Origin of the sequence: Niveibacterium sp. (genome assembly GCF_041909475.1) — a bacterium.
GTDB lineage: Bacteria > Pseudomonadota > Gammaproteobacteria > Burkholderiales > Rhodocyclaceae > Niveibacterium.
Genome location: NZ_JAYRDJ010000050.1, coordinates 1 through 20644 on the forward strand (window position 1 = coordinate 1; position 20644 = coordinate 20644).

Annotated in this window: 18 protein-coding genes; 3 read left to right on the forward strand and 15 right to left on the reverse strand. The window is 63.6% G+C overall.

Annotated features, from left to right (window positions below; translation table 11 throughout):
• From ACE3P0_RS20205 to ACE3P0_RS20245, 9 genes are all read right to left on the reverse strand, one after another.
• Positions 1-557: acyl-CoA dehydrogenase family protein (locus tag ACE3P0_RS20205; protein ID WP_374404604.1), on the reverse strand; the 557-nt coding region annotated here is incomplete at its 3' end.
• The gene (locus ACE3P0_RS20210) at positions 554-1741 is read right to left on the reverse strand and encodes a CaiB/BaiF CoA transferase family protein (protein WP_374404605.1); all 1188 of its coding nucleotides are present in this window, start codon (positions 1739-1741) and stop codon (positions 554-556) included. The genes ACE3P0_RS20210 and ACE3P0_RS20205, both read right to left, overlap by 4 nt.
• Positions 1742-1900: 159 nt before the next feature.
• Positions 1901-2527 carry a TetR/AcrR family transcriptional regulator gene (locus ACE3P0_RS20215; RefSeq protein ID WP_374404606.1) on the reverse strand — a complete coding sequence of 209 codons (627 nt, stop codon included), beginning with the start codon at positions 2525-2527 and terminating at the stop codon, positions 1901-1903.
• Entirely contained in the window at positions 2508-4658 is a 2151-nt protein-coding gene (locus ACE3P0_RS20220) for a 3-hydroxyacyl-CoA dehydrogenase NAD-binding domain-containing protein (RefSeq protein ID WP_374404607.1), read from the reverse strand. The genes ACE3P0_RS20215 and ACE3P0_RS20220 overlap by 20 nt, the downstream gene beginning before the upstream one ends.
• Before the next feature lie 2 nt (positions 4659-4660).
• On the reverse strand, positions 4661-5866 hold the full coding sequence (locus tag ACE3P0_RS20225; protein ID WP_374404608.1) for an acetyl-CoA C-acetyltransferase: 1206 nt from the start codon (positions 5864-5866) through the stop codon (positions 4661-4663).
• Between the two features lie 186 nt (positions 5867-6052).
• Entirely contained in the window at positions 6053-7459 is a 1407-nt protein-coding gene (creD, locus tag ACE3P0_RS20230) for a cell envelope integrity protein CreD (protein WP_374404609.1), read from the reverse strand.
• A 159-nt stretch (positions 7460-7618) separates the two neighbouring features.
• The gene (creC, locus tag ACE3P0_RS20235; protein WP_374404610.1) at positions 7619-9052 is read right to left on the reverse strand and encodes a two-component system sensor histidine kinase CreC; all 1434 of its coding nucleotides are present in this window, start codon (positions 9050-9052) and stop codon (positions 7619-7621) included.
• Complete coding sequence (gene creB / locus ACE3P0_RS20240) at positions 9049-9726, reverse strand: two-component system response regulator CreB (protein WP_374404611.1); 678 nt, start codon at positions 9724-9726, stop codon at positions 9049-9051. The genes creC and creB overlap by 4 nt, the downstream gene beginning before the upstream one ends.
• An 82-nt stretch (positions 9727-9808) precedes the next feature.
• Complete coding sequence (locus ACE3P0_RS20245; RefSeq protein WP_374404612.1) at positions 9809-10999, reverse strand: hypothetical protein; 1191 nt, start codon at positions 10997-10999, stop codon at positions 9809-9811.
• A gap of 310 nt (positions 11000-11309) precedes the next feature.
• Between ACE3P0_RS20245 and ACE3P0_RS20250 the strand changes: the two genes are divergently transcribed.
• From ACE3P0_RS20250 to panC, 3 genes are read left to right on the forward strand one after another with little or no spacing between them, the layout of a single operon-like run.
• Positions 11310-12479 (forward strand): M20 aminoacylase family protein, encoded by a 1170-nt coding sequence (locus tag ACE3P0_RS20250; RefSeq protein WP_374404613.1) that lies wholly within the window; start codon positions 11310-11312, stop codon positions 12477-12479.
• On the forward strand, positions 12476-13105 hold the full coding sequence (locus tag ACE3P0_RS20255; protein ID WP_374404614.1) for a LysE family translocator: 630 nt from the start codon (positions 12476-12478) through the stop codon (positions 13103-13105). The genes ACE3P0_RS20250 and ACE3P0_RS20255 overlap by 4 nt, the downstream gene beginning before the upstream one ends.
• A gap of 58 nt (positions 13106-13163) precedes the next feature.
• Positions 13164-13988, forward strand: coding sequence for a pantoate--beta-alanine ligase (panC, locus tag ACE3P0_RS20260; RefSeq protein ID WP_374404615.1), 825 nt, complete (start codon positions 13164-13166; stop codon positions 13986-13988).
• Positions 13989-14031: 43 nt separating this feature from the next.
• Here panC and ACE3P0_RS20265 read toward each other — a convergent pair whose 3' ends face one another.
• The 6 genes from ACE3P0_RS20265 to ACE3P0_RS20290 form a co-directional block, all read right to left on the reverse strand.
• Positions 14032-15909, reverse strand: coding sequence for a glucokinase (locus ACE3P0_RS20265; RefSeq protein WP_374404616.1), 1878 nt, complete (start codon positions 15907-15909; stop codon positions 14032-14034).
• A gap of 56 nt (positions 15910-15965) precedes the next feature.
• Positions 15966-16859 carry an aldo/keto reductase family oxidoreductase gene (locus tag ACE3P0_RS20270; RefSeq protein ID WP_374404617.1) on the reverse strand — a complete coding sequence of 298 codons (894 nt, stop codon included), beginning with the start codon at positions 16857-16859 and terminating at the stop codon, positions 15966-15968.
• The gene (locus tag ACE3P0_RS20275; RefSeq protein WP_374404618.1) at positions 16856-18496 is read right to left on the reverse strand and encodes an alpha-amylase family glycosyl hydrolase; all 1641 of its coding nucleotides are present in this window, start codon (positions 18494-18496) and stop codon (positions 16856-16858) included. Before ACE3P0_RS20275 ends, ACE3P0_RS20270 begins: the two co-directional genes overlap by 4 nt.
• A gap of 66 nt (positions 18497-18562) precedes the next feature.
• Positions 18563-19018: a pullulanase-associated domain-containing protein gene (locus tag ACE3P0_RS20280; RefSeq protein WP_374404619.1), complete on the reverse strand. Its 456-nt coding sequence runs from the start codon at positions 19016-19018 to the stop codon at positions 18563-18565.
• Positions 19019-19152: 134 nt separating this feature from the next.
• A complete protein-coding gene (gene malG / locus ACE3P0_RS20285; protein WP_172202972.1) occupies positions 19153-20043 on the reverse strand; it encodes a maltose ABC transporter permease MalG in 891 nt (296 codons plus the stop codon).
• Between the two features lie 76 nt (positions 20044-20119).
• The coding region (locus tag ACE3P0_RS20290; protein ID WP_374404620.1) for an ABC transporter permease subunit at positions 20120-20644 on the reverse strand (525 nt) is incomplete at its 5' end.

Genomic DNA, 20644 nt, shown 5'->3' on the forward strand with positions numbered 1-20644 from the left:
GATAGGCCCTTGCCGCCCTTCTCGGCGCTGGTGCGCACCACGACCACAAGAAGGTGCGCAGTAGCCCCGTTGGTGATAAAGGTCTTGGCGCCGTCGATCACATAGTCGTCGCCGTCGCGCACGGCACGCGTTCGGATGCCCTGCAGGTCGCTGCCGGCGTCCGGTTCGGTCATCGCGATGCCAGCGAGCATCTCGCCGCTGGCGAGCCTAGGCAGCCAGCGGCGCTTCTGCTCGTCAGTGCCGTAGTCAAGGATGTAGTGCGCCGCAATCGTGTGCACCGAGGTGCTCACCGGTACTTCGGCGCGGCCCAGTTCCTCGACCATCACCAGCTGGTGCGCCAGGTTGCCGCCAGCGCCGCCCCACTCCTCCGGCAGTTCGGGCAGCAGCATCCCCATCGCGCCCACCTGGCGCCACACCTCGCGATCGACGAAGCCCTGCTTGCGCCAGCGCTCGCACTGCGGCGCCAGTTCGCCTTCGATGTAGCGGCGCGCCGCGTCGCGAAACATCGAAATGTCTTCGGTCATCCAGGGCAAAGGCGTGGTCTGCAGCGGGGTCATGCGACGTTCTCCGGAAGTTGTTCGATGACGCCTGTCGCGAGCAGTGCGTCGATGTCTCGCTGCGTCCAGCCCGCCTCGCGCAGCAGCTCACAGGTGTGCTCGCCCGCCAGCGGCGGTTCACGTCGCACCGAGGCAGGCGTGCCGGAGAGACGCGGCGCGGGTGCCGGCTGGCGGATGCCGGCCACCTCGATGAAGGCCTCCCGCGCCTGCAAGTGCGGGTGCTCAGGCGCCTCGTCCATGTCGAGCACCGGCGCGATACACGCGTCCGAATCGGCAAACATCGACGTCCAGTGCTCGCGTGGCTGGCCGGCGAAGATCGCCGCAAGGCGCTCGCGCATCCGCGGCCAGTGCGCGGCGGTGTATTGCTCCAGCACCGGAAAGTCGGGGTCGTCCCCCAGGCCCAGCGCCTGCAGCATCAGCGCGTAGAACTGCGGCTCCAGCGGCGCGACCGACAGCCACTTTCCGTCCGCGCAGGCATAGACGTCGTAGAACGGCGCGGTGGAATCGAGGATGTGCTCGATGCCCGGATAGCGCTCGCGCTTGGCATGGACGTTGTAGAGACCATGTGCGAGCAGCGCGGCGCCTTCGGTCATCGCCGCGTCGATCACCTGCCCGCGGCCGCTGTGGCGCGCTTCGACCAGCGCGCAGGCGATGCCGAACGCGAGCATCATGCCGCCGCCGCCCATGTCGCCCAGCAGCGAAGGCGGCGCCCAGGGCGCGCCGCCGTGCCAGCGACCGGCATCCAGCGCGCCCGACAGCGCGGCATAGTTCAGATCGTGCCCGGCGCGCGGCGCCAGCGGGCCGGTCTGCCCCCAGCCGGTCATGCGGGCGTAGATCAGCCGTGGGTTGCGTTGCGCGCAAACCTCCGGCCCCAACCCAAGCCGCTCCATCACGCCGGGGCGAAAGCCTTCGATCAGCACGTCGGCCTGCTCCAGTAGCTTCAGCACCACATCAGCCGCGCCGGGCGCCTTCAGGTCGATACCCAGCGAGCGCTTGCCGCGGTTCGCCACCGTCTCACGCCCGCCGCCGAAGAGCTGGCGCGCCAGCGTGCCGCCGCTGCGTTCGAGCAGCACGACCTCTGCGCCCATATCGGCCAGCAACATGCCGCAGAAGGGCGCAGGGCCGATGCCGCCGATCTCGATGACTCTCACACCCACGAGCGGGCCGTTTGACGCGTTTTCCATCTTCGCCTCACAAGAGAAAAGCCTTGCCGCGTGTTTCGCCGATGACGCGGCTGAACACGATCGGACCGCACCGCAAACGCCGGACGTCGCGCCGCCGCGGTGCCCTTCGCAAGTATCCGCGTCAATCCGTATGCATCCGCCTCATCCGCGTTGGTGCTTTCAATCTTTCAGGAACAACTGCGCCAGCGTGTCGACCAGCGCGTCGATGGTGTCGCCGCGATCGGGCCGAAACCATTGCACAGCCCAGTTCATCGCGCCCATCAAGGCCATGCGGGAAAGGCGCGGCGATTCGGTGCTGCGCCAGCATCCAGCCGCGATCAGCGCATCGATCTGCGCCTCCCACATCGCCTCGTAGTCGCGGCGCAGCTGGCGCACATGCCGCTCAGCGGCCCCTGGCAGCGCGCGCGTCTCGTAGAGCATCACCGTCATGTGGTCGGCGTCGCGATCGAGGATGCCTTCCAGATGCCGCTGCGCCATCAGCCGGAAAGCGGCCAGCACGCCGCCGCTCGCCTGCGCAGCCGCCACGGCGGCATGCACATCGGCCATGCCCTCTTCCATCACCGCGACGAGGATCTCCTCCTTGTTGCGGAAGAAGTAAAAGAGGCTGCCGGACTGCATGCCCGCGGCCTCGGCCAGCTCGCGCACGGTCGCGGCGCGGAAACCCTTCTCGCGGAAGAGCCGCGCTGCCGCCCGCACGATGCGCGTGCGGCCGTTGTCCGGCCCCGGCGGTGCCTTGGGGCGGCCCGGCTTGCGCGGCGAAGCGGATTCAGCGGAAGGCTTCGCCACGGGCGGTCTTTTCGCGCAGCAGCGCCGGCGGCGCAAAGCGTTCGCCGTAGCGCGCTGCCAGCTGTTCGGCGCGCGTGCAGAAGGCCGCCACGCCGGTCGCGTTGATGAACTGGATCACCCCGCCAGTCCAGGCCGGGAAGCCGATACCGAAGATCGAGCCGACATTGGCCTCGGTGATCGACTCGAGCACGCCCTCCTCCAGGCAGCGCACGGATTCGATCGCCTGGATGAAGAGGATGCGGTCGCGCACATCGTCCAGCGGCACAGCCTCGGGCCGCACCGGGAACGCTTCGCCCAGCCCCGACCACAGCGCCTTGGACTGATCAGCGGGATAGTCATAGAAGCCCGCCCCCGCGCTGCGGCCGCTGCGCCCGGCATCGGCCAGGCGCCGCACCACGTCCAGCGCCGAGGGTGGCGTGTAGGGCAGGCCCGCCTCGGCACAATCGCGTGCGGCTTGATCCGCAACCGCAAGGATCAGCAACAGCGTCACTTCGTCCATCACCGCCAGCGGCCCGACCGGCATGCCCGCCTGCTGCGCGAGGTTCTCGATCACCGCGGCCGGTACGCCGTCGGCGAGCAACGCCGCGCCTTCGTTGGTGAAGGTGCCGAACACCCGGCTGGTGAAGAAGCCGCGCGAGTCGTTCACGACGATCGGCGTCTTGCCGATCTGCTGCACGAAGTCATAAGCCTTGGCGAGCGTCTCGGCCGAGGTGCGCGCGCCCTTGATGATCTCCACGAGCTGCATCTTGTCGACCGGCGAGAAGAAGTGCAGGCCGATGACGCGCGCCGGATCGGCGGCGGCCTCGGCCAGCCCGGTGATCGGCAGTGTGGAGGTGTTCGACGCAAACACGCCGCCGGGCGCGAGCATCGGCTCCGCTTCGCGGGTGACCGTGTTCTTCAGCGCGCGTTGCTCGAACACCGCCTCGATGATCAGGTCGCAGCCATCGAGCGCTGCAACGTCCGCCGCAGGTGTGATGCGGGCCAGCGTGGCGTCGCGCTTTTCCGGCGTGGTCGCAGCGCGGGCGAGGCGCTTGTCGAGCAGCTTGCGCGAGTAGTCCTTGCCCTTCTCGGCACGCTCGAGCGTGACATCGCGCAGCACGGTGTCGATGCCGCGACTTGCCGCCGCCCACGCGATACCGGCGCCCATCATGCCGGCACCGAGCACGCCCACTTTTTTCGCCTGCCAGGCGGGCACGCCCTGCGGTCGGCGCGCGCCGCGCTTGATCTCATTCAGCCCGAACCACAAGGTGCCGATCATGTTCTTGGCGATCTGGCCGGTCGCCAGCTCGACGAAGTAGCGGGTTTCGATGCGCAACGCGGTATCGACATCGACCCGAGTCGAATCCACCGCCGCCGCCAGCACCGCTTCGGGCGCCGGATAGCAGCTACGCGTCTTCGCCCGTAGCGCGGCAGGCGCCACCGAGATCATCTGCGCGGTCTTCGGGTTCTCCGGCCCGCCACCGGGGATGCGGAAGCCTTCCTTGTCCCACGGCTGTTGCGCGACCGGCGATTCGGCGATCAGCGCACGCGCCGCCGCGACGAGATCCTCGCCGGCCGGCACCAGACGCTGCACAAGCCCAGCCGCGAGCGCATCCGCCGGGCGGAAGCGTTGCCCCTCCAGCAGGTAGGGCGCTGCCCGCTGCAGGCCGAGCAGCCGCACCATGCGCACCACGCCGCCGGCACCCGGCAATAGACCCAACGTGACTTCGGGCAGGCCCAGCTCGATCCGCGCGTCGTCCGTGCAGATGCGCTGATGCGCGCAGAGCGCCAGCTCCCAGCCACCGCCCAGCGCGGCACCGTTGATCGCCGCGACCACCGGCCGACCGATGCGTTCGAGCCGGCGCATCGCGTGCTTCAACGCTTCGACCGCTGCGAACACCCGCGGCGCGTCGTCGCGCTGGTAGCCGATCAGCTCTTCAAGGTCGCCGCCGGCGAAGAAGGTCTTCTTCGCCGAGGTCAGGATGATGCCGGTGGTCGTCTCGCGCCCGGCTTCGAGCTGTGCGACGAGTTCGATGAAGTCCGCCTGGAAGCGGGCGTTCATCGTGTTCGCGCCCTGCCCCGGCATGTCGATGGTGACTACGGTGATACCGTCCTCACCGCGCTCGATCCGGAAACTCTGCAGATTCGTCATGCTCACACCCGTTCGATGATCGTGGCGATACCCATTCCGCCGCCCACGCACAGCGTGACCAGGCCACGGCGCAGGTTGCGGCGCTCCAGCTCGTCGAGCAGCGTGCCGACCAACATCGCGCCGGTGGCGCCAAGCGGGTGGCCCAACGCAATCGCGCCGCCATTCACGTTCACCTTCTCGTGCGGCACGTCCATCGCGCGCATGAAGCGCAGCAGCACTGCAGCAAAAGCCTCGTTCACCTCGAAGAGGTCGATGTCCTCAACACTCAGTCCGGCGCGGTCCAGCGCCTTGCGGGCCGCCAACGCTGGCGCGGTGAGCATGATCATCGGATCGTCGCCCGCCAACGCGGTGGCGACGATGCGGGCGCGCGGCGTCAGCCCGTTCGCCTTCGCCGCCGCTTCGTTGCCGATCAGCACCAGTGCGGCGCCATCGACGATGCCGGACGAATTGCCGGGGGTATGCACATGCCGCACCCGTTCCACCTGCGGATAGCGGCGCTTGACCAATTCATCGAAGCCCAAGCCGCCCATGGCCTCGAACGAGGGCTTGAGTTTGGCCAGCGCCTCGCGGGTGGTCGCTGGCTTGATGAACTCGTCCTCGGCGAGAATCACCTGCCCGAGCCGGTCGCTCACCGACACCACCGAGCGCGCGAAATGGCCGGCCGCGCGCGCTGCGGCGGCCCGCTGTTGCGACGCGAGCGCGAAGGCATCCACCGTGTCGCGGTCGTAGCCGTCGAGCGTCGCGATCAGGTCAGCGCCGACGCCCTGCGGCACGAAGTTCGTCGCAAGACTGGTCTCTGCATCAAGCGCCCAGGCGCCACCGTCGGACATCATCGGCACCCGTGACATCGACTCGACGCCGCCGGCCACGACCAGGTCCTCCCAGCCGGAGCGCACCTTCTGCGCCGCGAGGTTCACCGCCTCCAGCCCAGAGGCGCAGAAGCGGTTGATCTGCACGCCAGCCGCGTTCCAATCCCAGCCGGCGGCCAGCGCGGCGATCTTCGGCAGACACGCGCCCTGATCCAGCACCGGCGTCACGCAGCCCATCACGACATCGTCCACCTGCGCGGTGTCAAAACCGTGGCGGCGGACCAGCTCCTGCATCAACCCGACCGTCAGCGTGATCGGCTTGACCTCATGCAGGCTGCCGTCCGCCTTGCCCTTGCCACGAGGCGTGCGGATCGCCTCGAAAATGAATGCTTCGCTCATGCTCCCGGATTCCCCCAACGTATTCCCCGGTAGGAAAATTAGTTGAGCGAGCGTTTGCTTGGCAAATTATTGTTTGTAGTGGGCGGCCCGGACACGGAGTCATCAAGGCCCGCTCCGCCCCGGGTGGGTTGCGTTGTTTGCAGCCAACGACACCACCATGCTTCCCAGTAATCGCGCCGGCGACGATCAGGCGTCCGCAACCGCTACAGCGGACGCTGGCTGCAGCAGCGCGTTCCAATCAACGCGCCGGCTCAGCACCATCACCCCGGTCAAAACACCGAACAGCAGCAGCGTGCCAAGCAGCAAGGCGTTCTGCTCCGAACACAGGATTCCGTACAGAGCGCCGTACAGCCCGCTCAACAGCAGGGCAAAACCGCTCGCTCGCCACATGCTGCCGAGCGCGGCACTCACGTAGTAGCTGATCAGCCCGACGCACACGACCGAGGCGGCACCGTACGCGGCGTCGAAACCGATGTGTTCGGACAGCGCAAGCAGCAGCATGAAGAACAGCACCATCGCGAAGCCAACCAGCAGGTACTGCACCGGGTGAACCCGCAGGCCCTTGATCAGTTCATAGACTGCAAAAAGCGCGAGCGTGCAGCCGACGATCAGTAGCGCGTACTTGGTGGCACGGTCGCTCATCACGTACGCATCGACCGGGTCCACCAGTGCGACCGCAAAACTCTCCACGCCCGCAACCGAGCGCGCAACGGCCGGCCCGTCGTCCTGCGCGACAGTGTCGACGGCACCCTGCCTGGACGGCTCGGCACCGGCGTGGGCCAGCCACTGTGCGCGCGCGTTACTGGCCACGGCGCTGGTACGCCATGCCGCATCGAAACCACTGCTGCGCACGGCGCGCTCGGCCGGCAGAAAATCGCCGATGAACGAAGGGTGCGGCCAGTCAGAATGCAACACGAGGCGGCTCTCCATGCCAAGCGGGATGACATCCAGGCGCTGCGCGCCCGCAACTTCCGCCACGATTTCAAAGTCAATCGTGCTGCCCGGTTCTGGCACGTTCGCGAGCAAGGCGGACACCCCCGCCGGCAAACCGCTCACGCCGGTACCTGGCGTGACGTTCAGCGCATGTCCACCCGCGTTCATGCGCACGGCGCGCAAGCCACGCGCGCTGGCCACCGAGAGCACAAGAGAGGGCCTGCCGAACTGGATCTCGCTGCCCTCGACGCTGCGCTTGACCGATGCCGCCGACGGCATTCGGAGCGCCCCCTTAAGCGCCCCCGAGAAGGCGTAACCGTTGACGCGGAAGACACCGCGTTTGCGGACATCGGGCACGAGCTGGCCATTCACATCGAGCGTCTCTGGCAACACGTACAGCACACCGGCCTGACTCATCGGCTCACGCGTTTCTTTCCGTGTACCGCGCTGGTTAACCACAACCCAGTGCTCGGTGTACGGCACGATCAACAGCCCGCCGGCCAGCGCCTGGGGGCCGGCCAGGCTGTGGCTGACCGTGCGCAGCGTTTCTTCGCGATAACGGCCACGGTCTTCCATCACGCCCCGCACCATGGCAATCGCGATACCCAGCGCAGCGGCAAGCGCCGCAAGCATCAGAAACTTCGAGACAAACGCCTTCATGATCGACTCCGTTCAGAACACGAGGTCGTCAGTGTCGGCGCTGGGCGTGGAGCCCGTCTGAGGGGACGGTGTCGGGCGTGTGAAGTCGAGGTGAAGTTGGGTGGCCGCGCCCGCCAATCATGCTGGGCGACGCCGTAGCGAAACGGCCGCGAGCCAGTCCTAAGCCAGCGGCAGCGTGAGGCGCGCGAGAACGCCTCCGCCCTCTGCGTTGTCGACCTCAACGCTGCCACCGTGCAGACTCGCCACCTCGCGCGCAACGGCAAGGCCCAGGCCGCTGCCTGAGCGGCTACCGTCGGGGCGGGGTAAGGAGAAGAAGCGTTCGAAGACGCGTGGCAGCGCGTAAGCTGGTATCCCCGGCCCGTGGTCCCGCACCGAGAGCACCAGCTGCGTGCCGATGGTGTCCAGCGTGATTCGCACCACACCGCCAGCGGACGAAAAGTCGATCGCATTGTCGATCAGGTTGCCGATAGCGAAACCTAGCAGTGCTTCGTCACCGCAAATTTCAGGCGAAGACTCGGTCACCGGCCCTTCGATCGTGATGCCACGCTGCTCGGCCACGGCGCGGCGAGGGCCAACACAAGAGTCGAGCAGCGCCCCCGCTGACAGGCGCCGCAAATCGGGCGTATGGTCGCGCGCCTCAAGCCGCGACAGCAGAAGCAGCCGGTCGATTGCAGACTGCATGCGCACACTCTGTGTATGCACGTTGTGCGCGAAGCGCGCACGCTCGGCCGCCGGGAGATCGGCTTCCGCGAGCAGTTCCGATGCGCCACGGATTGCGGCAAGCGGGCTCTTCAGCTCATGCGTCAGCGCCTGAACATAGCGTTCGACATAGAGTTTGCCGTCGAGCTTGCGCCGCATCGTGGCCATCGCCTGCGCCAGATCGTTAAGCTCCCGCGCGCCGGATCGCGGCACCTCAGCGGGGAGTCCTTCCGAAACATCACGCGCATAACGCTGCAGGCGACGGACCGCGAACGAGAGGCGGACGGTGACGAACAGACCGAGCGCCAACGAAGCCGCCACAAGCGCCAGCCCGTAGCGGGTGATCACGCTCTCGCTGCGCGCGATGATCGGGTCCACCCTGGCGATCGGCTTGGCAACCGTCAGCACGCCAATGATGCGCCCCGCATCGATCACCGGCGCAGCAACGTGGAACACTGTGCTCGCGTCGTCATTGGGTTCGCTGCGGGTGCTGCGCGCACCGTATTCGCCCTTGAGCGTGCGCGCGACATCTATCCAACGCGAGTAATCCAGCCCTTCGGCTCGCCCTTCGGAATCGAACACCACGATGCCGTGCGCATCGGTGACGTAGATGCGGTAGTCGAGCGATGTTTTCCGGAAGTGCCAGATCGGCGCATCGACCTGCCGTTGCGAGTAGGCGCGAACCTGGGTGGCGAAGCGCCCCTTTGCAAGGGTGCCGTCGCGTAATTCGTCGGACGCGAGCGCGGCCAGAAGGTTCGCAGTGTCGACCATCGACTCTTCGATCGTCTCCCGGATACTCGGCTTGACCTCGCGCACGACGATCATCAGCGCGAACAGCCCCGTGAGGCCGACGATGACGAAATAGCCGACGAGAATACGTAGCGGTAGGCTCAAGCTTGCACCGAGTACCCGAGTCCGCGATGTGTCTGAATCGGATCAGCGTCGGGCGCGACCTCGCGTAGTTTGGCGCGCAGGGTCTTGACGTGGGTATCGACGGTCCGGTCGGTGCTGTCACGGTCGTTGCCCCAAACCGCGTCGAGCAGTTGCTCGCGCGAGAACACCCGCCGCGGCGCTCTTAGCAAATGGACCAGCAGACGGAACTCGAAACGCGTCAGCGGCAAGGCCTGACCGCGATATTCGATGCGCGCCTCGAGTTCGAACAAGGTGAATCCACCGCCGACCGGTGCTACCACCGCTGAGGCACCAGCCGCCGTGCGACGCAGGATCGCCCGCACCCGCCCCGCTACCTCCCGCGGGCTGAACGGTTTTACAACGTAATCATCAGCCCCCAGTTCAAAGCCCATCACACGATCGATTTCCTCATTGCGCGCGGTGAGGAACATGACCGGCAGCGTCGAAAAGGCACGCAGGCGACGCACAAGTTCAAAACCGCTGATGTCCGGCAAGCCGATGTCGACCAGGGCAAGATCCGGCGGCGCATCGCGCAACAGAGCCAAGGCCGCAGCCCCGTTCTCCGCCTGCTCTACAACGTGGCCCTCGCTGCGCAGCACGTAACTCAGCGTGTCTGCAATGGCGGGTTCGTCATCAACGATCAGTACGCGACTCATGCGGTCTACTATGCAAGGCAAGGGCCGCAAGGATAGCGCGCGCACTGCGTGGTGCGCGCGCCGCATGCAGCCTTGCATCAGCTCAGAACTTGTAGCCGAAGTTCAGGCGAAAGCCCTTGAGATCGTGGTCGCCGCGAGTGTAAGTAACCCCAAGGCTGGATTGCTCGATCGTGACACCCGCGAAATTCACCCGAGTGCTCGCTGCAATACCGAACTCCTGGTACTTCTCGACATACAGCGCATCACCTGAATAGCGGGTGTCGATGATCCAGGCGCGCCATGCAGCCGGGCGGCCGAGCAAGCTCGATGGTAGCGAGCTGCCCACATCGATGCCGTTGCGCAACATGGTGTTCGACAGGTCGTAGTCGATCTCGTAGTCGCCGTACTTGAGGCTTTGCGTTCGGTACAGACCAACCATGTCGGTGATACCAAACTGCCAGTCCCCTAACGCGAACGCGTAACGACTGGAAAGACTGGCCGAATACATCACCGCGGCCGCGCCAAGGTCGGACGATCCGGTCGCGCCAACCCGCAAGGCCGGCGTGAGCACCCAACCCTTGAGCACCGGTACCCGGAGCGCGCCACCCAGTGCGGCGCTGCCGCCCTTGGCGCCTTCCACCGTGGTGTAGGTCAGCGGCGCCTCCAGCTTGAAGTGGTAGCCGTTGCCCAGGTTCCAAGTCCAGCCGAGCGGTAACTTGGTGACGTTTTGCGAGAATCCTCCGGCGCTGTAACGCCCGAACTCCAGTCCGACCAGCGCATAGTTGTTGCCAGCCATGGAACTGCCCGTTGTGTCGTCGACGAACACCGAGTCGGCCGCCGTCGAGAAGTCGGCTGCACCCATTTGCCCCATCAGGCTGCCAGGGTTGCCAGCGACCGGGTCGACAGGCGAAACATGGGCGAGCTCTTTCAACATCCGTGTCAGAAGGTCGGCGCCCTCGCCCTTCATCCAGGTTTCGAACTGGTCTTCACTCGCGCTGCGGGTGCCGCCGGCGAAGGTCAGGTTGATGCCGAGTGAAGGCACGCGAAAGTTCAGCGTCGGCGATCCGGATGCGTACTCCACCTGTGCTGGCAAGCCCCGGATGTAGAGCGTCGCCACGGCAGCAGAGGTCTCGGTATAGGTACTGACAACGCCTTGCAACCCGCTTGCCGAAACGGCATCCAGCAGATCTCCGATGGCGGAAAAGCCAGCCTTGCCCTGTTGCCCACTCTCGCGCACCAAGGCGTCGAGTTCGAACAGATCCTTCGCCTGCACGCCAGTGCAGCAAGTAGCCATTGCAACGGCCAATGCCCAGTTCCGCATATGTGCCCCCCCCTCTCACTCTGATCCGGCGGCTGCGCCGCCCATGGAATCGGAATATATCCCGGCGACCTCGGGCGACGCGAGAAGCGGAAATCCAATGCGCCAAACACGTCACGCAACGCATGGCGCCGCTATCTCGTTCTGATTGAATTGCCCACTACCCACGCAATCCCACCAAGCCTTACAGCAGGACGATCGCGCACCGCGGGCCGTCGACGGCGTCATGTGCGGGTCCCTGCTAGACTTGTCGCCCCAGCAGAGTGCATTCACAAGAGGCGGAGAGATGAACATCATCGATGACATCCGCGCACGGCAAAGCGAGCTGTCGCGCATTCGACGCGATATCCACGCTTATCCGGAACTTGCTTTCGACGAACACCGGACCGGTGATGTGGTCGCGAGACACCTGGAAGCGCTTGGGATCGAGACACATCGTGGCATCGGCCGCACCGGCGTGGTTGGCGTCATCCGTGCCGGGAGCAGCACGCGGGCGATTGGCTTGCGCGCCGACATGGATGCGCTCCCGATCACCGAACGCAACACCTTCGAGCATTGCTCAAGGCACGCCGGTCGCATGCACGCCTGCGGCCATGATGGTCACACCACGATGCTGCTCGGCGCCGCCGAATACCTGGCGAAGCACCGCAACTTCGACGGCACAGTCGTGCTGATCTTCCAACCGGCCGAAGAAGGCGAAGGTGGCGCGCCGGCGATGCTGGCGGACGGCCTGCTTGAACGCTTTCCGTTCGAGATGGTGTTCGGCATGCACAACTGGCCAGGGTTGCCAGTCGGCAGCTTTGGCGTCTTCCCCGGCCCGGTGATGGCAAGTTCAGACCAATGGGAAATCCATCTGCACGGCCGCGGCGCGCACGCCGCCATGCCTCAGCAGGGCTTGGACCCGATTGTTGCGGGCGCGGCGCTGGTGCAATCACTGCAATCGCTTATCACGCGAACGCGCGATCCGCTCGAACCTGCGGTGCTATCCGTTACCCAGTTTCATGCGGGCGAGGCCTACAACGCGATCCCGGATCGCGCCTACCTGATGGGCACCGTGCGCGCCCTGTCGCACAATGAACGCGACCGCCTGGAACATGCCATCGGTGTCGTGACCGACGGTATCGCGGCGGCCCACGGCGTTCGCGCCGAATACACCTATCGGCGCGGCTACCCACCGACGATCAACGATGCTGCGGCCGCGGCCGTGTGCGCACAAGCCGCAGCCAAGGTGGCCGGCGCGACCGGCGTACTGGCCAATCTGCGCCCAAGCATGGGTGCGGAAGATTTCGCCTACTTCGCCCAGGCGCGGCCGGGTTGTTACGTGTGGATCGGCAACGGACCCGGTGAAGGTGGCTGTACCTTGCACAACCCGAATTACGACTTCAACGACGAAGCCCTGCCGATCGGTGCGAGTTACTGGGTGAGGCTGGTCGAAACTGCCTTGGCGCCCGCATGAGCCCCGACCAGATCCTGCTCTTCATTGGCGCCGCGTTGCTGCTCGCTGTCGCGCCGGGCCCCGACAATTTGGGGGTGCTGGCGCTTGGGGTATCGCGCGGGCGCAGCGAGGCACTCGGCTTTGCGCTGGGCTGTGCAGTCGGCTGCTTCAATCACACGCTGCTGGCAGTGCTTGGCGTGTCCGCGCTGATAGCGGCCTCACCGCTCGCGTTTCGCGCGCTCCAACTGGCCGGGGCAGCCTACCTTGTCTGGATCGGCGTTCAGGCCTTGCGCTCTCGCGGCGCCCAGCTCGCCAACCTCGACACCCCATCGGCTGAAGCGGGCTTCCTGCCCTATTTCCGCCGCGGCTTGATCGCCAATGCGATCAACCCCAAAGTAGCTTTGTTCTTCCTCTCATTCCTGCCCCAGTTCATCCGCGCGGACGGCTGGCCGGCCCCGCTGCAGCTGGCGGTGCTCGGTGCGCTCTTCGCAGTGGTCGCCGCCATAGTCTTCGGCGGCATCGCGCTGGCTGCGGCGCCGCTTGGCGGCTGGCTACGTCGTCGCGAACGCCTTACGCGCTGGCTCGACCGTGCTACCGGCGGGCTCTTTGTCGGCTTGGGGATCCTTACCGCTGTGGGGATTCGCTGATTGCCTGTCGCGGCAGTCTGAGGCATCCTCGCGCCCTCGTTTTACGGGATTTGGTTTCATGCACGTTCACACCACGATTGCCAGCCTGCGCAAGGCGCTCATCAACGCCGACCACGTCGCCTTTGCCCCGACCATGGGGAACCTGCATGAGGGCCACATCAGCCTGATGCAGCGAGCGCGCCACCACGCTGGCGTGGTTGTCTCCAGCATCTTCGTCAATCGACTGCAATTCGGTCCGAATGAAGACTTCGACAAGTACCCACGCACCTTCGAAGCGGACTGCGCCAAGCTGCGCGACGCCGGCGTCGATCACTTGTTCGCGCCAGACGAACGCGAGCTGTACCCGCAGCCGCAGCAGTACTTCGTGCAGCCCGCTCAGGCACAGGACGCCATTCTTGAAGGCGCTTGCCGCCCTGGGCACTTTCAGGGTGTCGCGACTGTCGTCTGCAAACTATTCAATATCGTGCAGCCGGACGTTGCGTTGTTTGGCAAGAAGGACTACCAGCAGCTCATGGTGATCCGCAACATGGTGCGCGAACTCGCCATGCCAATCGAGATCATTGGTTGCGACACCGTACGGGCAGCGGACGGGCTTGCCCTTTCCTCCCGCAACGGCTACCTGAGTGCCGACGAGCGCGCCGAGGCGCCGCGCCTGCACCGCCAACTCGCCGCCATCGCCGAATCCGTGCGCGCAGGGCGCCATGATTTCGCCGCCCTCGAGGCCGCCGCGGTCGCGCATCTGAATGAAGCGGGCTGGCGCCCTGACTACATTGCGATTCGTCGGCAAGCGGATCTCCAGGCCGCCGAGGTCGGCGCTCCGCTCGTCGTGCTCGCCGCAGCCCGGCTCGGCAACACCCGTTTGATCGACAACCTGGAAATCTGACCGGCGCCGGCGCAGCACCGGCAAGGCCAGTGTTCGCCAGAAACTATCCGGTGACGTGCGAGATCCGCGAGCGCGACGATTCCGGCTCGAAGGGCCGCTCGTCGTCATGTTGTGCAATCTCGTTGATCGCACGTTCCGGATTCTCGGCGCCGCGTTGCAGCGCGACACCCACCGCGAGCACGTCGATCACCACCAACTGCAGTATCCGCGCAATCATCGAAATAAAGGTTTGACCGTCTTCCACATGGTCGAGCCCGATACTGACCGTCGCCTTCCGCGCCAGCGGACTCTTGCTCGCGGTGATCGCAATCACCTCGGCACCTGCAGCCATCGCGGCATCGACCGAACGCAGCAAATCCGCCGGCCGGCCTGAGGTCGAAATCACCACGACGACATCGCCCGGCCCGAGCAACTCGGCAGACTGGATCTGCATGCGAGTATCGGAATACGCCACACAGGGCACGCGGAACCGGAAGAACTTGAACTGTGCATCGAGCGCCACCACCGCCGCATTCCCGATCGCGTAGAACTCGATCCGGCGCGCGCGGCGCAAGAGTGTTGTCGCCTCTTCAATCGCGGCGACGTTGATGGTGTCGCGCAAGCGCAAGATCGCCGATGCGGTGTTCTCCATCACCTTGGCGCTAATGTCGGGCGCCGAATCGCCATGCCTCACCTGACTGTGACGAACCGGAACGGTGCCAGTGAGACCCGAAGCGAGCTTGAGCTTGAAATCGGACAGTCCCTCGAATCCAAGTGAGCGGCAGAAGCGAATCACAGTTGGCTGACTGACCTCAGCCTGCCGAGCGATCTCGATGATCGGATCGTTCAACACGGTCCGGGGGCGCGCGAGCACCAGCTGCGAGACGCGCTGCTCGGCCTTCGACAAGGTCGGGCCCGCCGAGCGAATCTTGTCCAGCAACGAACTGTCGCCAGTTGCGCGGCCACGCAGGTGATCAGCCAGGATGGCCGAAACCCCGTGGAACGCCGGATACGGCGCAGTGATCACGTAGGTCGGCACCTGCGACAGGTAATCCGAAAAACGCCCCTTTGCTTCGAAGCGCGCGCGGAACGGTGAGTGCAGAAAGCGTGGCCCGAGCCGCGGCACGATGCCACCACCGATGTAGATACCACCCAGCGCCCCCAAGGTCACCGCCAAGTTGGATGCAACCGTGCCAAGCATGCCGCAGAAGCAATCGAGCGTTTCCACGCACACTGGATCACTGCCAGTGAGCGCGGCCTCAACGATATCCTTGGCCTTGCGCGGCAAGGGCGGCACGCCGTCTCTCTCGGACAAGGCGCGATAGGTCAATTCGATGCCAGGCCCGGAAATCAGACGCTCGCCAGACACGTGGGGGTACTCACGCCAGCAATAGCGCAGCACATCCATCTCGCGCTCGTCGTTAGGCGCAAAACTTGTGTGGCCGCCTTCACTGCCCAGCGTTACCCAACGATCCTCGGTGGGGATCAGTGCTGACACGCCAAGGCCGGTGCCCGGCCCGAGCAAGCCGATGACTGAGTTTGGCTGAGGTTCACCACCGCCAACCTGCATGCGCTGGTCGGCATTCAGATGCCGCAGGGCCATCGCGAGCGCGGTGAAGTCATTCACGACCAACAACGTGGTCAGGTCGAGCCGCTGACGCACTTCATCGATAGAGAAAGTCCAGTCGCGATTGGTCATTCGGACCAGATCGCCGCCGATCGGATTGGCAATCGCAATGCCCGCGTGACTCACGCGGAGCACACCAACCTTGCGCAGGTAGGCCCGGGTCACATCAACCAGGCCGGCGTAGTCGTCACACCGCAATACTTCGATCGACGCAAAGACGCCGGGCGCCATCTCCAAGGCGAACCGTGCATTCGTCGCGCCGACGTCCGCCAGCAAGCGCGGGCCATCTAGGTACGGTTTGGGGTGCGAGAGCATGGGCACAAATCCGGCAACCGAAGCCGGCGTCACACCACGCTGCGGCCCCCTAGCCATCATGCGACCTCGCAACCCATCGCAGCCTCAAGCAGCTCGTACCAATGCTGACGATCAAGGCTGTGGTTGGCAGCGGCGATGGCCAAACGAACCCGTTCAAGCTTGCCAGTACCGATAACCGGCACCACACCAGACGGATGGCGCATCAGCCACGCAAGCGCAACCTGCTCCGGTGTCAAACCCGTCTCCCGCCCGATCCGCTGCAGAACCTCGCCCACGGCCAGCCCGCGCTCATCGCCTTGCGAGAAAAGCCGTCCCGCCGCCAGCGGTGACCATGCCATTGGCACAATCCGCATCTTCTGGCATTGATCGAGCGTGCCATCCGCCAATGGGTCGGTACGCAGCAGCGAGAGCTCAATCTGGTTTACCACCAAGGGGAACGGTAACCGCGATTGCAGCAGCTCGAGTTGGTGAGGATGATAATTCGAGACACCAAAGGTCCTGACCTTGCCCGATTGCTTCAGCGCGCAGAACGCCTCGGCAACCTCGTCCGCATCCAGCAACGGGTCGGGGCGATGCAGGAGAAGGAGATCGATACGATCGGTCGAAAGCGATCTGAGCGAGTTCTCAACCTGCGCGGCAATGTAGCCACGCGAACAGTCGTAATGCTTGACGCGCAGATCCGGCCAGCGGGCCGACTTCAGGCGGATTCCGCACTTGGTAACCAGTTGCAGGCGATCGCGCAGGCCGGGAGAACGCCGGAGCGCATCACCAAGTGCCGCTTCGCCCTGGTAATCGCCGTAGATATCCGCTGTGTCGACTGTCGTCACCCCGACCTCAGCCGCACCTTCGACAAAAGCGGCCATTTCCGCCGCTGTCATCGACCATTCCTGGAAGCGCCAGGTTCCAAGCACGATCGGAGAGATCTTCCCGACATGGCGGGACGCAATCATGGCCTCGCCTCCAACAGCACCACGCCCTCGCCCAACACTTTCACCTTGCCCCCACTCACCGTCACTTCACGTCCTGTATAGGCATCGCGCAAGCCAACCCCATTGGCAAATACATCGCCAACGGAAAGCTCCTGTTCGCCGTTTACGCCAATCGCCGCAACGATACGATCGCTGCCATCAGCCGCAACTCGCGAAAACACGTAGGGACTGGCAGAAAGCCTTGCATGCCGACCGCGTGCGACAGCAGGGTGGCGAGCGCGGAACTGAGTTAGCTTCGTCCAATGCGCGAGCACGGAATCATTGATCGCATTCCAATTCATGTCGGAACGCGTAGCCTGCTGCGGATCGGAATTGGTGAACGGACCCGGCGGACGGGCTGTTTCGTCACCATAGAATATCTGCACCCCGCCCGGCGCCAGCAAGAGCGCCGTGCCGCCATCGATCAAGCGGCCGCGGGGAAAGAGCTTCGTATCGTGAGATGAAATATACGAAAGCACGTTATAGCCCGGATCACCTGCCAGCTTCGCAGCGTAGTCTCGATAGACGCTGTCGAGATCGCGAAGGTTCGCCGCGCGATCCTGAAAATCGAAATTGATCATGGCGTCAAAACCATTGGCGTACAGCGCGCTCTTTTCGACGCCGTGCCCCCAGTACTCGCCGACCATCCAGAATGGCTGATCGTCAATTTTCTTCGTCGGGTTCTTCGACTTCCACTCCGCCAGCGCCTTTACCGCATCGGACTTGAGCCGCTTCCATGCAGCCGGTTCTACATGCTTGACGGTGTCACATCGGAATCCGTCCACACCGTAATCCCGGACCCAATTGGTAAGCCAGGTTACCAAATAGTCGCGGACGGTCGCATTCGCGAGCGTCTTAGCCTGCGTATCGCGTTTCGCTTTAAGAAACGGGGGAAGATCAACCTTCTCCGTGCTTTCAGTGCGGAAGTCCGGCAAATAGGCGAGTTGTTTCGTGTAATCGTCGCTGCCCTCTGGCGCGTAGCCGGGCAATCCGGCTCGTACCCAGGCGCCCCCCCACCATTGAGCCCACTTCTTCTTATCGGCGTTGTAGTCGATAAACTCGTGGTAATCACGCAGGCCGGCCTTATCCGCGCCGCGCCAAAGAACGGGGATACGAAAATCGAGGGCGCTCTGGATATCGAGATAGCCCGGGTGATTCATGACAACATCGAACACCACCCGAATACCCTGTGCATGCGCGGTATCGATCATTTCGCGCAATTCATCCGGGGTACCCATGTTGCGATCCAACACGGTGAAATCGGTCGCGTAATAGCCGTGGTAGGAGTAGTGCTTAAACTCCTGGTTCCCACCAACCACCCAACCGTGAATCTGTTCGTACGGTGCAGTTACCCATATTGCATTGACGCCTAGCGCCGAAAACCAGCCAGACTTGAGCCGCTCGGTAACGCCGGCAAGATCCCCGCCATGAAAGGTGCCGATTTCGTTCAGGCCGTCTCTCTTGCGACCGTAGCTGCCGTCGTTATCCGGATTGCCGTTCTTGAAGCGATCCGTAACGAGGAAATAGACAATCGGATTGTCCGCGAACTCCGATGCCGCGAAACACTGACTACTCAGGACACATCCAAAAGCAACAAAGATCGCAAAGATCTGGCGCATAACGGCCTCGCGGGGACCAAATAAAATCCGCCGCCTCAAAGGGCGGCGGATCGTCGCACACGCAAATTACATTGCCTGGCGAGCCTTGATTGCTTCTTCCTTGGACGTGTAGATCGCCTTGTCGCCAGCATTCACCCAGATTTGCTTGATGGTGTTGCCGTCGAAGCGCTGATCTTTCCCGCCCTGCTCTTTGGTATCGCCCTTGTGAATGATGTAGTTCACGAAGCCGCTCTTACCAAACGCCGACAGCGGAACGTGCCAGTACACGCCGGCATCGTCCGTCTTGCCCTTCGGCTTCAGCGGACCAAACCAGTCCACACCATCAATCGGCGTACCCGGCTGACCAGGGTTGCCGATCCATGCATGCAGACCCCAGCCGGCATAGTTGCCATCCGGGCGGAAGTAGTTGATCGCGATCTGACCTTCGGCCGGATCAGAAGCATCCGCCGCGAAAATCGGCATCGCTGCCACGCCCAGAGCCAGTGCAGTAACGGCCTTCAGAAAAAAACGCTTTGTAGTCATGGGTTGTCCTCCGGTGGAAAGTACATAGCAGGGATATCCATTTCGCACAGCGAGACTATCCGTAGGCGCCGAATCGCGACGGTGCTACACCGTCACGTCGGCGCTCTTCTTATCGAATCAAACCAAAACAGTTCTTAACCCTTGACGCCACCAGCCGTCAGACCGCCGACCATCCAGCGCTGACTGAGCAGGAACACGAAGGTGATGGGCAAACCAGACAAGATCGCGGCCGCCGCGAAATCGCCCCATAGATACTTCTGTTCATACAAGAACAGCTTCGAACCCACCGCAAGCGTCAGGTTGGCCTCTTGATGCAGAAGCACGGAGGCAACCGGGTATTCGATGATTGCGCCAATGAAGGCCAGCAGGAATACAACCATCAGAATTGGCTTCGCCATCGGAAGCAGAACGTACTTGAACGCCTGCCAGTGCGTCGCACCGTCGACGACCGCTGCTTCCTCGATTTCCACCGGAATGGTGTCGTAGTAGCCCTTGATGGTCCACACATGCAGCGCAATACCACCGGCGTAGGCAAGAATCAAAGCCCAATGGCTATCAACACCTAGCCATTTCACATAGCTACCGAGGTAGTCGAAGATCGAAAAGATTGCGATCAGCGCGAGCACCGTCGGGAACATCTGCATGAGCAGAAGTGCTGTCATCCAGTGCTTCTTGCCACGGAATTTCATTCGAGCAAATGCATATGCAGCAGTTGTCGACAGCAACACCGCGATGAATGCGGAAATCAATGCAATCTTGATTGAGTTCCACAGCCAGAGCAGCACCGGGAATGGCGGCGTAATCAGTGAACCGTCTTCCGCCTGATACGAAATGCCAAGCGCGAGCTTCCAGTGTTCGAAGCTGATTTGGGCGGGGATCAAGCTGCCAACTGCGAAGTTACCCGGCCGAAGCGAGATCGACAGAATCATCAAGAACGGAAACATGCACAGCGAAATGAACGCAATCAGCCCCAAGTGAGCCACCACGACACGCCAGCGATGCGATTTATCCAGAACGATAGCCATACCAAAAACCTTTCAACTCGTTAGCAGGGAGTCAGCACAGCGCACGACTCCCCTCTTGACCTGCGGTTCGCCGAGATCAGCGGGCTTCCTGTTGATTCACCTTGGTCAAACGCAGGTTAATGATCGAGAGGATCGCAACCATGATGAAGATGACGGTCGAAATTGCCGCGGCCAGACCAAACTGCTGCCCCGAATCACCGAACGCGATACGGTAGGTGTAGGAGACGAGGATGTCTGTCTCACCTGCCGGAATCTTCGTATCGAGGAAGTCCGGACGGCCGTTCGTCAGCAGGCTGATCAGCACAAAGTTGTTGAAGTTGAACGCGAAAGACGAGATCAACAATGGCATCAACGGCTTCAGAATCAGCGGCATCGTGATCTTGAAGAAGTTGGTGAGCGGACCGGCACCCGCCAACGCGGAGGCCTCGTAAAGATCCGCTGGAATCGACTTAATCAGGCCTTGGCACAGCACCATCATGTAGGGATAACCGAGCCAAGTATTGACGATCAGGATCATCACCTTTGCCAAAGTCGGGTCGGAAAACCATGGCGGCTTCACACCGATCAGTTGGTCGAGAATCAGGTTGATTTCGCCAAAGTT